Here is a 17,490-nt window from a genome sequence, read left to right as displayed (position 1 = left end):
AACAAAATTTGCGCTGATCAGTCGGTTAACAAGTTCTTGGATTCAATCTACCAAAATATTCTATTAAATGCAATTTGGACAAATGATAGAGACTATTAAAACGTGGATGCTTCTAGGTACACTGCAACTATCATCTTCGAATTCTAGTTTGCAGATTGTTTGCAAAAGAACCCAAAAAGGACTGAACAGGGATCTTACTCATCACCTAGTTCAGTCCACAAACTACTTATCCAAATTACTCGCAACTCTTACTCTCCCCCAGTAGCCTCCTTGACTTTTTCAAGAACTGGTTTTACCGTTTTAAAATACAATTTCCCCTTTGTTCATCCTTTATATCCCTATTTGGCAGCTTCTGCTTCTTCATAGATGAGGCACCGAAGAGTCTGATCTGGGTAGCGTAACTCTGCGGTGTAACTGCTGCCGTCTTCGAGCAACATTTTGACCGCTACCATGCCGCGCTTATTATTCACGTCAGTGTCTGTCAGGGAAGCCATGGCGATTTTCCGGGTTTCTCCTTGTCTATCTGTAACTATTTTTGTAGCCTCGTTAATCCAGGTTGCATCCTTTTGGATAGCGATGGCAGCTTCAGCATTGATTGGGGTTCTTGTGAGTGAAAAATTAGCTGCGGTCGTATCTACTACCGTCCGGGTGGAGGGATCAATTATTACAGTATATTGCCAAAATTCCTTACCTTGTCCTCTTAAGGTGTTGGTTTTATAAGGGGTGAATATTACCATCCAGGTCTTTTTCTTTGATAGCATGAATTCTCCTTGGCTTGCTTTTACTTCAAGCTTGGAGACATCAGCTCCGAATATTTTTCGTACACTTGAAGCGGCCATGGCAACGGCGTCGGTCTGGCTCAAACTCCCTGAGTCTGGAGGGGTTACAATATTCCGCTTGGACAAGGCATAGGCCTCCCGGTAGAACCAGTCAATATATTGTAACAGTTCCTCGTCAGTCAATGTCCGATTCGGATACTTGAGCGTGTTTTTCTCCAAGTCAAAATAAAACTCCGCTTGTCCCGATTTTAACGGGAACAGTTGCTTGGGACGAAGGCCGTCATACACATACTGGTCTTCCAATATCAGCCTCCGGTTTATTTCATCCTCGGTCATCTCCCTTCCGATGGTGATAATTTCGTTATTGGGCTTGTCCGCAAAATCATAAATTTGCTGCATTTCTTCTTGGGTCATCAGCTGCTCTAGATCTCTGTTCACAGTAGATACCGGAGCTTCTGCTTCCACTTTTAGTACAGGTGCCTTGCTGCTGGTCAAGGTTAGATTACCCGAGTCTTGTACTGCAGAAATGCTCTTGGCGGCGGTGGTATTCACAAACCCTGGGACAATCAATGCGCTCACCGCCAGCACGCTTCCAGAGAACAAGAGTACAGCGAGTGTAGCGGAAATCTTGTTGTTCTTCATTTAACTTAACCTCCATTGGGATCGGATGATGATGAATCTTCCTAACCTTAATCCAAAGATGTTATAGAGTAGGAGGGCAGTTGTTATAGAGTTGTAAAAAGAGTCTGATGCTAGTTCCCTCGCCGAGGACAGAGTTTAAGGATAGTCTGGCTTTATGCGCTTCAGCAATTTGCCGACATAAGGATAATCCTAGGCCTGCGCCGCCGTATTCACGTGAACGAGCCTGGTCTCCCCGGTAGAACGGTTCAAACACACGTTTAGCCATCTCAGTGGTGATTCCGGTTCCCGTATCACGGATTTCTAGCACGGCTTCTCCATCCAGCTCATAGGCCAGCATGTGGATTTCGCTGCCTTGCTTGGAGGCGTGAATCGCATTCTCAACCAGATTTACCAATAATGAAGCTAGTAAATCGGGATCTCCCCAGACATTTGAAATCGTATGTTGGACATGAAATCTTATGCCAGCCTCCGTCAATTTTGGGCGCTCCGTCTGATGGATAGCTTGAAATAGTTCCGAAATATCCACCTGCTGAAGTGCCAACGGCTGATGCCGGAGGACAGACAAATCCAGCAGCTTGAAGGCCAGATTCTTGAGACGAAGGGTTTCACTAAGAATATAGCCGCCCGCAGTTTGCTGTTCTTCCTGTCCAATATTGGCCGTGGTAAGAAACTCGGCGAACCCCTGCATGCTGGTCAAAGGCGTTCGCAACTCGTGGGCCAAATTATCAACCATCCTTTGTTTCTCTTCAGCCATGTCCGAGAGTTCGGTAACCCGCTGCTCCACGGCCTCCGCCATCCGGTTGAAGTTCAAGGCCAGTTCGCCAAATTCATCTTTGCTGCGCAGCTGCACCCGTTTCGTATAGTCGCCTTCGGCAATTGTTTTGCTGGTCTCTGACAGGAGCTTTAGCGGCTTGCTTAGATGCCGGATTAGAAGATAAAGAAGTAGCAGCAGAACGGGTCCCACGATCCAGTTAATCATTACAAAAAAGCGATTCAGTTCCTGTTGCTTGTTGAAGAGCTCACTGATATCACGCTGATAGACAAGCAGCAAATGCTGGTAAGGAGCAGGAAGCTGAGTGGAGAGCTGAATAGAGCGTTCGTCTGTGGATACAGGCTGATCGCCTTTTCCAAAATTAGATTTCCCAAATTGTCCTTTTTGGGGAGGGTAAATCATTCGGTCGTTCTCCCATAGCTGCAAATAGATCCCCTGCTTACGGTAATAATCGCCATAGGACTCAGCGACGCTGGCCAGTAGAATAGGGGTCAATGCCGTTCCCCGCGCTTGGATAGAATTAAGGTTCTCATAAATATTGTTGGCGATTAACAATTGCTCACTGGATGCTCTCTGCATTTCACTGTCCATGTTTAGCTGCCAGCTTTTTTTCATCACCATAATGACGCTTACATCCAGAGCAGCAATAAAGAGAGCGAGTACCGACAGCAGAATCTTATGCCAGAATCTCATGATTAGCTCTGAACTTCCAGGCGGTAGCCTAGCTTGAAAATGGTTTTGATCCGTTCTTCCCAGCCCAGCTTTTTACGTAGCTGACGGATGTGGACATCCACGGTGCGGGTGTCGCCTTCAAAATCATAGCCCCACGCCAATTCCAGCAGCTTTTCCCTCGACAATGCAATATTCCGGTTACGAATTAATACTTCAAGCAACTCGAATTCTCTAACGGTCAAATCAACCGGTGTCTGATCTACTAAAACTTGCCGTTCCAGGTAACGCACTTCAACATTATCGCAAATGAAGCTGGAAGTGCCTTTTTCACCCCTGCGCAGGACTACATTGATTCTTGCCAGCAATTCAAGAATTTCAAATGGTTTAATGATATAATCATCCGCGCCCAGCTCGAAGCCTTTAATGCGGTCAGCCAAAGAATTCTTGGCGGTGATCAAAATCACTGGAACCTGCATATGTGCAATCCGCTGCATCACCTCAAAACCATCCAGTTCCGGAAGCATAACATCCAGCAGAATCAAATCAGTCTTTTCACGCTCCAGAATTTCGAAAACCTCCGGTCCACGGTAAGCCTTGCTATATGTATGTCCAACCAGCTTGAGATTCATTGTAATTAAATCATTGATCGCTCGTTCATCTTCTACTACCAATATATTTGCCATTTCGTATTTCTCCTCCTAGTACCTTGCTCACTAAGTGCCACTTCAGTTATACACTATATACAACTAGAGGAAGGATTGTCCAGAAGGGTGGTAGTTTCATCAAGCGATAATACCTACTAGAATAGAAAAGCATGTTAAAGAGAGGGTGGCACAAGTGGACAAATAGTATAATCAATGAGGTATGGCCCGAGTGGAATGGAAGGCAGGAGAAACTTTGACTCAGTTAGGGGAGGGCAACGGCAAATATAGCTGTTTATTCGAATATATCGTAGGAGATTCACCTTCAGAGGGGAATTTTGGCTTTTATGAATCGTTTGGGGAAGCGGCAGGAATATTGTCTAGTGCTATCAGATGAAACTCCCGGACTGCTACGGCTTACCTTCTATATTATGAGTTGGGGCAGTCCTATCCGCTATGCACCAAAGAAAAGATCGGGGAATTATACTTGAAACCATATGAACATACATAGATCTCACGCAGGAATTAAATATTCTTAGCGACACCGTTGAGAATATGGAGGGTTCGCTGCGGGTACTGAAGAAACCTATTCTTTTATTAGCGCGGGCTCCCTTTTACTAGTACATAGGTATGATTACAACTTTAAGGTGTAACTCCTGCACAAAGCCCCGTCCCAAGCGGTCTTATAGTCCTTATTCTTCCCCAGTAGCCACCGATTCTCCTCATCACTCCAACTTCTTATCCCTCCACGAACCCCTATGTTCAGTGGGTTCCAACTCTATAAGGTAGGGGTTCGGAGCAGCACGGCGGGAATGCCTTGGAAGATATCCCAGCACCCACGTTGAACCGCTACCCTTGGCTACGCTTAGGAGCACTTAGGGAGCAAGAAGCCCGTAACCGACGGGGCTTGTGTAACAGTGGGGTCAGCGCCAAGGCAAGGTAACCCAAGGTAATCGAGTGAGGTAAAAGGAACGCCAAGAAAGGTATGGGAAGTAAGGTAGCACCTAGAAGGTGTGGATGGGACAAGAACAGGCCGCAACGTTGTTGTTTGCAGCCTGTTGAATGTTGATTGCAAGTCTTCACATTGATTTATCGTCTCTCACTAGCAATGTCACTTCTGCTCTTTGGAGTGACTTCTTCATTGGTCAATTAATTTTTTCCTTTATATGAATGCATTTTTTCAAGTGTATAAAGATATGTTCTGTTGCAGGCATCAGTACTAGCCAAGCTATATTTCTTTTACTCCAGTAATCGGCTAGACTACTTGCCTTTTGAGTAACAGCATTTTCATCGAACAATCGTTTGATTCTGCTTTGTTCAACCTTGTCTACAAACTGTCCTGGCTTCAACATCGATATGATTTGTCTTGTTTTTTTACCAACGAAAGTTTTGTAAGCCAATAATGATTCGAAATTTATACTTGAACTTAACTCGTCAATTTCTTCTTCACTCATCTCATTACCAGAGTGAGTAAATCTAGTATTCATTTTTTTGAACCAATTTCCAGAATAAAGAGCTTGTTGATCATCAGCAACTAGAATACTCATGGTCATATCCTCAAGTCGGGCACTATGCCAAAGATGCCATGCAATCGAGTTTTTCGTATCCGAAAGGTTCACTGGGTACTTTCTGAAGGTTTGTTCGTCCAAATTTTTTATTACGGCATCATGTAATGTTAGTTCGGATAAATTCCCTACGGATGAAGAATGTAACCAAGCATGCAGAGAAAGAAATGATTGAACGGCTTGGGCATGTTCTTGGGGGTTTAACATCATTTCATTTAAAGCCTTAAGATTCTCACTCCAAACCCTTTGTTCTTCCAAGTCCATGGAATCAACACCTCCTCTTGTGACGTTTGTTGAAGATTGCTGCCCTTAGCGCAGCGTGGATTGACTGAATAAATTTATGTATGGCTTGTCCGCTTGGATTTCCAGATTTTATATATATTATATATGAACTAGTACGTTGCCGCCATAACTTTGGTGACAGGAGGCAGCGGAGAAGTTGGACGAGTTGTTGACCAGTGCAGCAGCGGCCTTGCAGACCGTTCAACCCTAGTCCTTTGTCACTGAGTTGGACACCTTAAACCGAACACCAACAAAATCAGTGGCAGTACTTGGTTATGCTTTTACCTGGTTAACTACCACTTGTTGTCACGGGGTGGCAGCGGACGGAAGCCGTAGCAAAGGAGTAGCAGAGCAAGCTTTGTCACGTTGTCACCCAAAGGAACCAATGCAAACCCAAGAATAACAAGGTAACACAACAACAGATAGCCTGGAACAGGGGTCAAAAGGTGACAGCGTGACAAAAGTTAAGCGCAGAGCTGTGGAGAAGGAGCAAGCGGAACTGCCACCACAAGTGACAAAAGGTGATAGTAGGTGGCAGGAGTGACGGAGGTGTGACAGAGGTGTGACAACAATAAGAGAGAAAAACAAATATATATTAATTTTTATTCTCCTAACTAAGCGCTCCGCTTTTTTCCTTACAGGGGGTGTGGCTGAGTAACTCTTTTGATCTTTAGGGTTTAGGTAACGAAAGCAACACGGTCGAGTCGCTGGCTTACTCTTTCTCCTGCTGTATTTGGTGCTGTCGGTTGGACTCTGGGAGGACTCTTGCTCCGGACGGCTCCCGCTCATGACGGTTTTGGCTGTGGGACGGCTATCGTTCTGCTGCATCCAAATCCACTCGTCCGAACCAACGGGTTCCTATTGTGGACGACACAAAATCGGGGGATATAGGGAACGCCAACGAAACGCAAGCGAATTGATCCCAGAGCTACTCTTGCTCCTGCTCTGCACCAAAGGACTCGCAGCACCTGTTTGTGGATGGACGGCGACATGGTGGACGAGCATTCAACGAACACCCGTCCCGACTATTGTACTGTAGCTGGTTCTAGGGTTCTTGGAACTGCTTTCTTCCTATTTTTGTTTGCAAGCTGTTTGCTAGAAGGCACAGAAAAGGCTGCAACAGGTCAATTGCCCATAACCTGTCACAGCCCCCAAACCCGCGTCCCACGCGGCCTCTCAGCTCTTACTCTTCTCCTGTTGCGATAGGATTCCCCCCATAACTAATCCAATCACTCCAACTACCCGCATACAACTTTACATTCCTATACCCAGCTTTTCCAAGCGCGAGCACATTCGGGCAGGCACTTACACCTGAACCGCAGTATACGATAATCTCTTGCTCAGGATCAATCCCCTCATAATGCTCTTTCAGCACCTCAGTTGATTTCCAGCGTCCTTGCTCATCCAGCACTTCTTTCCAGAACTTATTGATCGCCCCAGGAATATGTCCTGCCTTTGGATCAATTGGTTCTTCAAGCCCTTCGTAGCGGCGGGATTCCCGTGAATCAATCAATAGTGCGCCACCGCTCTTAACCACATTTTGCACATCTTCCATGCTAGCAAGCAAGTCTTGCTGGACATCTGCTTCATACTGACTCGAAATCCGCACGGCTTGGTGATCACTGACGGGGAAGGATGCTTTTTTCCAAGCAGAGTAGCCTTCATCCATTACAAACACACGTTCATGCCCTAAATAACGAAGCATCCACCAAAGACGGGAAGCGTAGGCACCACCTTGATCATCATATGCTACAACAATACTTTCTCTGTTAATGCCAACCTTGCTAAGAACGGTGGTTAGCTTCGAGATCTCAGGCAGTGGGTGGCGTCCACCGTGTGCGCTTACTGGAGCGGAGAGTTGTTCTTCTAGATGCAAATAGATTGCGCCAGGAATATGATCTTCCGTATAGGCTTTACGCCCAGCTTCCGGATCTGTGAGTAAAAAACGGCAATCGACTATAACCAGTTCAGGTTCGTATAACCGAGCAAGCAGCCATCGGGTAGAAACGATTGGTTCCATAAAGATACCTTCTTTCTATTAATATGTATGGAGTCATTATAGCGGAAAATAAATGAGGACGCACCTTAAGCTTATAGCTTAAACTGCATCCTCAAGTGATTAGATCAACCGATATCACGAAGGCAAGCTACCAGTGCGTTGTATGGCGCGAACTTGCGCCGGGGTGATAGTCGTGATTGGGTTCTAGTGCTAGATTCTGAACAAAATCAAATCGTTTTTCATCTGTAGAAACCTGATTTTGATGTGCTTATCAGTCTCAGTTCTACCAGTATTATTAGATTTTTCAGAACTATAAAACGAAGAATAACTCAGTGCTAAAAGAAGTTGCCGAAAGTAGTCCAATACTCCGGGTGTAAAGATAATAGTATACCAATGAGTGAAGAGGAGAACCAGATCTAACGACACACTTGGCTCGAAAAGTGTAAGTATGAAATATCAAAGAAAGCGTTGACATTTTTATTGGAGCATTCTTATAATTAGATTTGAAATCGATTACAATCGTTGCTTATTCGCTTCAACTGTTATACGGGTTAGAGAGTTGGGAAGTGATGGAGAGAAATGGAAGGAGGTTTTTTTTATTTGAAAATGAAATCGATTTCAAGAAAAATATAAGTCCAATGGAGTCATATTGCATTGGATGCCTTATTCGCTCAAACTGTTTTATATATTTTAAAAGAGGAAGGAATGAAACATAATTCTATTTTTTTTATCTCGAAAATGAAATCGATTTCAAATATTGAGAGTCGAAAGGAGTCATCTATGCAGTCCATAAGTACATCGGTAAATCGAAAGCGGGGGCATAACAAATATTTCGCGGCGGCCATGGCACTGGTTTTGCTGTTCCCAGTCGTGTTCGGGGGAATGGCACGAGATATCGCTTACGCGCAGGAGACGCCACCGCAGACGCAGACAGACAGCAAGTGGTATCAGAACTTTGAGCATGCCGGAGAGGGGGGGACCTATGGAATTTCTGCGGTCGGCACCTCATCAACGGCGTCGGTTACAGACCGGACACCGGGAGGCGGAAGTCGGGGAAGTGTGCGCCTGATCCAGACGAACGACAATAATCCCGGCGGCGGAGCCTGGAACACCGATATTTACGGATTCACGGTATCGCCGCAGAAGGATACAGTTACCGAAGAGACCTATTATGATGCTTCTGCCTATAGCTATTTAAATTTTTACATTCTGGACGCCGATGTTCATAACCCGAATGTTGTCATCCGGGATGCAGACGGGAAAGAATGGAATGCCAATACGGACCAGGCGCTGTCCGTGAAGGATGAGTGGACGAGGCTTTCGATTCCGCTCGATAAGACAAAACTCGATTTTTCGCGGATTGTCTCCATTTCGCTGGGCGAGTATTGGGGCTGGGGCAACATCTATTATTTTGACGAGATGTACTTTGCCAAATCTGCTGCCGCTTTGCCGCCCGCTTATCCGGATGACGGCTTAGAGCCGTCGGCGCCTGTCATGTACCAGAGCTTCGAACAACCCGGCAGTGATGGCAGGTATGGCTTGGCAGGTCAGGGAACCGCGACGGTCGCCCAGCGTGTCAGTGCGGCTGGTGCTTATTCCTCAAGCTCCGGCAGTCTTAAAATGGTGCAGAATACCTATACGGACGGGGAAGGGAAGGAACGGAACGAAGCCTGGAACACCGGCGTTTATGGAGCCGGAATTAAACCTGAAGGCAGCTTGACCGTATCCGGTGCGACGTATATGGATGCTTCCCCCTTCAGTTATCTGTTGTTCTACGTCAAGGATACAACAGCGGCAGCCGGATCCAGTATTCATGTTGTATTCAAGGATGCCGAAGGCGGGGTCTGGGATACGGAAACAAACGCAGCGGTCAAGACGGAGTCGAAGCAATGGGTGAAAATGACCGTAAAGTTGGACAAATCGAAAATTGATTTGTCCAGATTGCAGCAGATTGAGCTCGGAACGTACTGGGGTTACGGTAATGTGTACTACTACGATGATCTTTATCTGGCCCAGAACGAAACGGATGCTTCGCCTGCCTTTGAGCCAGAGCGCACGGCCTTGTTCAATGATTTCGAGAGCGGAACCGGCTACTCCGCTGGCAGCGCTGCCACCGCCGTATCCTCAGGTGATATAGCCAACGCAGCGGGCATGGCCGGTGTCATGGTCACGACGGGCAAAAATGACTGGCCTTATACGGCCGGGAGTTATTTGAGCGTACAGCCCAAAAAAGGTGGTACGTTCGATGCGTCGGCTTATTCATATCTTGCTTTCTATCTGAAGGACACCCAGGGTAGCAATGGAGTGGAATTCCGCATCAAGGATGCCAACGGGGGCGTCTGGGACACGTGGGGAACCTCCAAATCGACCAAGAATAAATGGGTCAAAATGCAGCTTTCGCTGCAAGGTGCCTCGAAGATTGACCTGACAAAAATTGTATCGGTCGACGTCGGATTTTACAATGCTGGAGTGTATTATCTCGATGATATGTATTTTGCCATGGCCGAAGACGATGTACTGGCCGGTTTCATCAGCGGAACCCAGAATATCGGAGCGGTCTGGTATCAGAATTTCGAGACAAGAGGGCAGGACGGACGGTACGGGATTACGGCCGGTACCGGGGTGAGCACTGCGCTCAGCATGGAGAAGTCGGCGAGTGCATACAACTCTGCGAGCATTCGGGCTGTGCTGTCCCAGGATTCGTCCAACCCTGCCATGAATGGCATAGCCGTCAGGCCGCAGGCACTCGAAGAGTCTCCGGACAAGAACCTGCCATACGATTATCAGCCGGAGTTCGACGCCACTAATTTCAGCCATCTGATCTTTTATGTGTGGGATGAGCAGGGCGGTCAGACGCTGTCCGTACAGTTGAAGGATGCTGGCGGCAAAACGGTAGACTGGCAGACCGGAGAGACGACAGCAGACGGCTGGAATCGGATCGTTATACCTTTGGACAAGGGCGCGAATTTCCAATTTGCACGCCTTAGTGCAGTGACGGTGACACCGGTGAAAGCGGGGACCTATTATTTGGATGAATTTTATTTCGGTAAAAACGAAAGCGCAGGCTTCCCGAATGCCGGCTTTACGCAATTGGTACTGAAGGATGTGAACGGCGAAGCGATGCCCTATTCTAGCAATCTGCCGCTGGGTTCTTTCGAGAAGCAGCAGGACAGAACGTATCTCTCTTTAAACGGGGACTGGAAAAAAGAAAGAACCACCCTAGATTCCAAGCTGTCAGCAGCACCCCGGGACAGTGCCAGAACTGCCGGTCTTGAGGAAGAGGCGGGCGGCAGACAGGAGATTGGTTACAACGACTCTAGCTGGACCGGTAAGACGCTGCCTCTCCCGGAGGATGAGAGCACAGCTTACGAATCGCTGAGCGGGCCGGAGAACAAGAGTGACAAGTCGGGTTATCAGGGCGGGGTATGGTACCGCAAGCATTTTGATGTGAATAGCTCTCTTGCGGGGCAGCCTGCACAGCTTACTTTCCTCGGCGTCAACTATTTTGCAGATGTGTGGATCAATGGACAATATGCGGGCGGGCATCAGGGTGGCTACACGCCATTCGCATTGGACGTTTCCGGTCTATTGAACTACGGCGGCGACAATGTAATCGCTGTGCGGGTCGACAATCCGAAATGGGACACGTTCAATAACGGGGAAATACTGCCGTACGCGACGTCCGACTGGTTCAACTACACAGGAATTCTACGGGACGCCTATGTTGAATTTATGCCGGAAACCTATGTGGTGCGCAGTGATGTGCGTACGCTGGATACGGATGGACAACTGTCGGTCCGCACCTTTCTGAATCATACAGGAAAAACGTTGAAGCAGGTTCAGCTGTCCTATACAGTCTATGAAGCGGAGATCGGAGAGGGTAACCAGCTCAGCGAATATGCGCAGGACCTGACGGGTACGGAAGCTGTTGCGGCACAAGGAAGCATATTTACGGTTCCGGTCAACGGGCAGGCGGTACAAACAATCGAGGTGAAAGTACCTGAGCCGAAGCTGTGGAGTCCGTCTGAACCGAATCTGTATATTTTAAAGGTAGAGCAGAAGACCGGTGGAGCAGTAACGGACACCTTCTATACCCAGTTCGGTATCCGTACATTGGAAGCGGAAGGTGTACAGCTTAAGCTGAACGGAGAGTTGGCACCATTCCTCACCGGGGTCGGTTATACGGAGGACAGTAGTGACAAAGGACCTTCGCTGGATAATGTAACCCGGTACAGCGACCTGCAGAAGATCAGGGAGGAGCTGAAAGCCAATTTCGTCCGAACTGGGCATTTTCCGCACAGCCTGCCAACCTATCAGTATGCCGACCGGATCGGCCTGGCCATCTGGCAGGAAATTCCGGCCTATTGGTTCAGTGGCGAAGCCTTCGACCTGCAGCGTCAGCGGGGCCAGGCTAAGCAAATGATGGAGGAAATGATCTTCAGTAATTACAACCGTCCTTCCGTCTGGTTTGACGGAGTCAGCAATGAGTCAGGCGGGCAGCTGGAGCGTGTCAACTTTATCCAAGAGCTGCGCGACGCTGCACATGCTATCGACGGAACAAGACTGGTTGGCCAGTCGGCCGTGGCGAATCCGTACAAAGGCGTGAGCGACCATTCGCATTCCCCGGCGGATATCATCGGAATGACTATGTATTTCGGCGCCTTTTATGGTGCGAATACTGACTTGGAGACACAGGAGGAAATTGAGGCCATACATGCGTTGCATCCGGGTAAGCCGATTATCGCCACAGAGTACGGCTACTGGTCGGGTGACGAAACCGCCTCGGACACAAGGCAGACGACGCTGTTCACCGGCACCTTCAATGCCTTTGCCCGCACAGCTACCCGGGCGGAGGACGGAACACCGAACCCAGACGGACTACTGAGCGGCGCGGCCTGGTGGACTGCATATAACTGGTATACCAATATTACGGGCCTGCAGACGATGGGCCTGTATCATATGGACCGGACAACACCGAAGCAGGTGAAGGATATTCTGGCGGAACGGTATAACAGGTATAACCGGATTTCGGCTGGAACGCAGCCGAAGCCGGCCGGGATTTCGACTTGGTTCCAGAGCTTTGAGTCGGGCCGGGGTTATTTATCTTCATCCGCTCAGCTGCAGCTGGAATCAGCAGCAGACAGCGCGGCAGGCAACGGCACGAAGAGTCTAAAGATCACAGCCGGTTCCGGAGCGGACGGGACTTATGCCGCATTTGTTCCGCAGGGCGGCGCGATCAACAGCGATCTGACAGGCTACAATTACCTGAACTTCTACGCCAAGGACAGCGTGGGGGACAGACCTCTTTCCATTACGCTCGTGGATGCCGAGGGGCGTTCCTGGACAACGGAGACGGAAGGGAAGACGGTGAAAGATGCATGGACGCGGCTGAGTGTTCCGCTTCTGAAGGCGCAGGGCGTTCCACTGTCCGGCCGGAAGTTGAATACGCTGGCGATTACCCAGATCAGGATCGGCATGAACGCTTCTGAGCAGCTATGGGTCGACAACTTTTTCGCAGCAACCTACAAGACCGGTGCGGAGCCCGCTTCGTATCCTGTAGGTTCCAGTGGCTGGTTCCAGTCTTTTGAGGAGACAGATGTGCAGGTCGGCCAGGGAGTGAATGCCACCGCGATGGTGGACCGGACATTCGGGGTCAATCCTGGAGGAACGGGAAGTGTGAAGCTGGAAGTCACTGGAGACGGCGGCTCACCGGGAGCGGATAAGCAATCTGTCATCATTAAGCCCCAGGGCGGCGCAGCTTCTATAGATGCTTCCGGCTTCAATTATCTGGCCTTCTATGTTAAAGATATGCAGGGATCGAACACCATCCACGTTACCTTTGTGGATACAGACGGCACGGTCTCCGTGAATAACTGGACCGATGTCGGTTCAGTCAAGGGGCAGTGGACGAAAGTGTATCTTCCGCTGATGAAGACCTCTGCGGATATCAGCCGTCTGAAGGAAATCCGATTGTCGGAGTGGAATCCCGGCACTTATTATTTTGACGATCTGTACTTTGCTGAATATCCGTCGGATGAAATTCCCGCCACGTATACGGAAAAAATTCCGGAGAAGAACCGTCCGGAAGGTCAACTCAAGGTGGCAGCGGTCGGCGATAGCATCACAGCGGGAGCTGGGCTGAAATATGCTGGCGTAACGAGTTATCCGGCACAGCTCCAGTCGCTGCTCGGGAGCAACTTTGCCGTCAAGAACTTCGGTGTCAGCGGCCGCACGCTACTAAAGGACGGCGACGATCCATACTGGAACGAAGCAGCATTTGCGGCCAGCCAGACTTATGCTCCAGACGTCGTGGTTATCCAGCTTGGTACCAATGACACGAAATCCTGGAACTGGAAGGAGGGACAGAACCAGTTTCTGAGCAATTATATAGAGCTGATTCAATTGTATCAGGCACTGCCAAGTCATCCGAAGGTCTTTGTTAATCTGCCACCGGCAGTATTCAACGACGATCCGAACGAGGCTTATGGCATTGTCAACTCTGTCCTACAAAACGGGGTCATTCCTCTGATCCGGCAGGCGGCTGAAGCGACAGGCGCAACCCTGATCGACGTGAACGCGGCCACAGCCGGAAGCAGCAGCGACTTCCCGGATAAGATTCATCCGAATCCGAAGGGAGCCTGGACTTTAGCCGATACAGTGGCCAAAGCCATCCGGGGTACACTTTACAGCATCGGGGATACGGAGGTCACCACCTGGAAAGACGGCAAGGCCGGCGCATATTCGATTATGTACGATGATGGTATCTACAAATCCGTTTTACGGTTTGCCGGATTGCATGAAAAATACAACCTGAAAGGAACGCTGGCGCTGATCAGCGGCTGGATCGACAATGCCTATAATGACACTGGTGCTTCCACGGGCACATGGGAGCAGTGGAAAGCGCTGCTGGATAAAGGGATTTTCGATGTAGCAAGCCATACGGTTTCTCACCGCAATCTGACCACGCTCAGCGCGTCAGAGGTGTCCTCCGAGTTCAAGGATTCTGTCGCCCGGATCAAGGAGAAGACCGGTTATAAGCCGGAATCGCTGGCGCTCCCGTACAATACGGGCAATGCGGCGGTTGCGGCGGAAGCAGCCAAGTATTTCGTTGCTGCGCGCCAGGGAGGCAACAATGCCGGCAACGCCAGCAGCACAGAGCAGTATTACAATCTGAGCAGTACAATGGTTGAAAGCACGACAACGGCTGTCCAACTGGATGATTGGACCGACTTTGGTATCGCCAAGGGCAACTGGATGATTCTGACCGGTCATGGCAATGATGGTGAAGGCTGGTCCTCACCTCCGCTCAGCCTGTATGACAATCATTACGGATATGTAGCCCAGCGGAAAGATGCTCTTTGGAACGGTACCTTTGCCGAGGTGAGCAAATATTTGCGTGAAAGACAGAACGCCACAGCTAAGGCTACGAAAGCCGCTTCCGGTGCAATTGAGGTTAAGCTGGAGGGTACACTGGACCCGGCAGTTTACAATGAGCCGCTAACCCTGAGAACGAAGGTTCCGGCCGAGTGGAACGAGGTTACTGTCACACGGGGAGCCACTTCTTATAACCTGAAGCCGGTCCGGGAAGGTGAAGGTGCATTCGTCTATTACGAAGCCATGCCTGGAACGCAAATGCTGGTTATCAGTAAGAAGGGAACGGACACTCCCACTCCTGATGCCGGAACCCCAACACCGGCCCCTTCCGTCTCCGTAGCCGCAACAGACAGTACGAAGTCTGTTCTTGCTCCCGGCACAGCGGAGCTTACGAAGGCGCTCGCCGCCGCTCCGGCAGATGCCAATGGAGTGCGGACGCTTACGTTTAAGGCCGGATCAGCTGTGGGTAAAACAACATTCGAATTGCAGCTACCTGCCTCATATCTGGCCTCGATGAAACAGGTACGGATCCAATTCATTACCCCTGCAGGAAGTCTGCTACTTCCGGGGGATATGTTTGCGGGCACGGCTAAAGACGCGAAGCAGATTGCTGTGTCCGTTAAGCTCGCGGATCTGTCCGGTGCGGATGGGGACGTCAAGCAGGCTGCGGGCAGCCGTCCGGTTGTCGAGCTGGGCGCAGCCGTGGACGGCAACCCTGTCAGCTGGCAGAACAATCTAGCGACCGTTACGTTCCGCACGCCTTACCAGCTTTCCTCCGCCGAAGCGCTCAACCCTTCTCAGCTGACGTTCTGGCAGATCGGGGAAGACGGCAAGGGACAGCCGGTAGTCAGCGGACGATATGACAGCACAGGCAGTGAGATGCTATTCACCACACATCACTTCAGCCGTTATGCAGTTGTCTCAGTCGCCAAGAGTTTCGGCGATCTGGGCCGCTACGGCTGGGCGCAGGCAGCGGTGGAAGCTCTTGCCTCTAAGGGCGCTATCCAGGGAGTCTCACAGCATTCGTATTCGCCTGCTCAAACTATTACCCGCGCAGATGCGGTAGTCATGATTATGCGGCTGTTTGATCTGCAGGCGCAAGCCTCCCATTCCTTTACGGATATAGCGCAGGCTGATTATTACTATGAAGATGTGAATGCTGCCCGGACGCTGGGGATTGTTCGCGGTACGGGCAGTGATGAGTTCCGGCCGAAGCAGCCGGTAACCCGTCAGGAAATGATGATGATGCTGGACAACGCCATGCTTGCGGCAGGCAAGGAACACTCCGTGGGCAGCGGGGAGGCATTGCCGGAATTCAGGGATGCTTCTCAGGTATCCGCTTATGCCAGGGAAAGTGTAGCCCGTGCGGTTTCGGCTGGTTTGTTCCAGGGCTATAACGGTTACTTGCAGCCCGTTTCGCCGATCACGAGGGCGGAAGCTGCTGTTACGCTTTACCGGTTGTACGGAATAATGTACTAGTTGAATTGGCGGGTCGTTTCGGTGAACGTTTTTGCCGGATCCGGCCCGATTATCACTCGAAAGGAAGAGCAGAGATCAGGCATAGCTTATGCGGTGCCTGATTTGCTTTGCCTGAAACCGAAAAGAAATGGAGGCTAGCAATGTTTGTTGAGAAAACAAGTGGATCTGAGGCAGAGGACGAAAGGCTATTGAAATCGATTTCATTGATAGTTATAATGGATTTATTAACCCTCGAAAGTATGTGATCTGATGAAGAATAGCAAAATTATCGATGTTGCCCGGATTGCCAATGTCTCGCCCGCGACGGTATCACGCGTATTGAACGACAGTCCGCTGGTAACTAAGGAAACGCAAAGTAAGGTATTGAAGGCCATTCAGGAATTGAACTATACACCGAACGCCATGGGCAAGCAACTCCGATCCAGGAAGACCATGACTCTGGGCGTCGTCGTACTCGATATCGGGATATCCTATCATGCCGAGATTATCAAGGGAATTGAACAAAGGGCGAACGCAATGAATTACAAAATTCTCATCTGCAACTCGCAAAATGAGAAGGAGAAGGAACTGGAGTATTTGTCGCTGCTTCAGAACCGGACAGTAGATGGCATTATCCTGGTTGCACCGATGCTGAGCGACGAAGAGATCGCGGCCTTCGCTGGTGAAGGGTACACGATTGGGGTTATCGGACGCCGGCTTGGACATCCTAATATTCCCTGCTCCACTACGGATAACTGGAAAATCGGCCGTGATGTTGTCACTCATCTGGCGGCGAACGGGCACCGGAAGATTGCTTTTTTGAACGGCTACGAGGAGGCGCTCGACAGCATCGAGCGGCTGCAAGGGTTCAAGGAGGGGCTGGCTGCGGCGGGACTTCCTTTTCTGTCAACTCTGGTTGAGAAAGGAGAATTCTCCGAAGATGGAGGATATGCAGCTTTCTGTCGGTTATGGGAAGAAAGCGGCGATTTTACAGCGGTTTTTGCCGCCAATGACGAGATGGCATTAGGTGTGTACAAAGCCTGCTCTGAGTATGGCATTGCGATTCCGGACCGCATGGCGGTGGTGGGTGTCGACAATATCCGGATTACAAACTATGTATCGCCTAAGATCAGCTCAGTCGAACAGCCGCTGTACGAGTTGGGAGCGCTGCTGGCGGACAAGGTTATCGATCAGATCAACGGCAATCTCCAGCAGGGTCAAAGAAATTTTATGATCGATTCCAGGCTGATTGTCAAAGGTTCTTCGCAAAAAGGGGCTGATTTGAAATGAATGCCCACCTACGGGG

8 protein-coding genes are annotated in these 17,490 nt (G+C 49.6%); 3 read left to right on the top strand and 5 right to left on the bottom strand.

The window, feature by feature from the left end; translation table 11 throughout:
• Positions 1-338: 338 nt before the first annotated feature.
• From L1028_RS08290 to L1028_RS08280, 3 genes are all read right to left on the bottom strand, one after another.
• The gene (locus L1028_RS08290) at positions 339-1,421 is read right to left on the bottom strand and encodes a hypothetical protein (RefSeq protein ID WP_234532953.1); all 1,083 of its coding nucleotides are present in this window, start codon (positions 1,419-1,421) and stop codon (positions 339-341) included.
• A gap of 61 nt (positions 1,422-1,482) precedes the next feature.
• A complete protein-coding gene (locus L1028_RS08285; RefSeq protein ID WP_234532952.1) occupies positions 1,483-2,886 on the bottom strand; it encodes a sensor histidine kinase in 1,404 nt (467 codons plus the stop codon).
• Positions 2,887-2,888: 2 nt separating this feature from the next.
• Entirely contained in the window at positions 2,889-3,548 is a 660-nt protein-coding gene (locus tag L1028_RS08280; protein WP_234532949.1) for a response regulator transcription factor, read from the bottom strand.
• Between the two features lie 190 nt (positions 3,549-3,738).
• Here L1028_RS08280 and L1028_RS08275 point away from each other — a divergent pair, with 190 nt between their 5' ends.
• Complete coding sequence (locus tag L1028_RS08275) at positions 3,739-3,903, top strand: hypothetical protein (protein WP_234532947.1); 165 nt, start codon at positions 3,739-3,741, stop codon at positions 3,901-3,903.
• A 748-nt stretch (positions 3,904-4,651) separates the two neighbouring features.
• Here L1028_RS08275 and L1028_RS08270 read toward each other — a convergent pair.
• Together L1028_RS08270 and L1028_RS08265 are read right to left on the bottom strand one after the other, a co-directional pair.
• A complete protein-coding gene (locus L1028_RS08270) occupies positions 4,652-5,335 on the bottom strand; it encodes a DinB family protein (protein ID WP_234532946.1) in 684 nt (227 codons plus the stop codon).
• A 1,201-nt stretch (positions 5,336-6,536) separates the two neighbouring features.
• Positions 6,537-7,373: a sulfurtransferase gene (locus L1028_RS08265; protein ID WP_234532942.1), complete on the bottom strand. Its 837-nt coding sequence runs from the start codon at positions 7,371-7,373 to the stop codon at positions 6,537-6,539.
• A 633-nt stretch (positions 7,374-8,006) separates the two neighbouring features.
• Between L1028_RS08265 and L1028_RS08260 the strand changes: the two genes are divergently transcribed.
• Together L1028_RS08260 and L1028_RS08255 are read left to right on the top strand one after the other, a co-directional pair.
• Positions 8,007-16,205 carry an S-layer homology domain-containing protein gene (locus L1028_RS08260; protein WP_234532940.1) on the top strand — a complete coding sequence of 2,733 codons (8,199 nt, stop codon included), beginning with the start codon at positions 8,007-8,009 and terminating at the stop codon, positions 16,203-16,205.
• Between the two features lie 249 nt (positions 16,206-16,454).
• Complete coding sequence (locus L1028_RS08255; protein WP_234532938.1) at positions 16,455-17,474, top strand: LacI family DNA-binding transcriptional regulator; 1,020 nt, start codon at positions 16,455-16,457, stop codon at positions 17,472-17,474.
• The last annotated feature ends 16 nt before the right edge of the window (positions 17,475-17,490 follow it).

Source organism: Paenibacillus pseudetheri (assembly GCF_924513355.1).
Lineage (GTDB): Bacteria > Bacillota > Bacilli > Paenibacillales > Paenibacillaceae > Paenibacillus_AQ > Paenibacillus_AQ pseudetheri.
The sequence above is the reverse complement of the archived record's forward strand: the minus strand, read 5'-3'. Positions and strand labels throughout refer to the sequence as shown.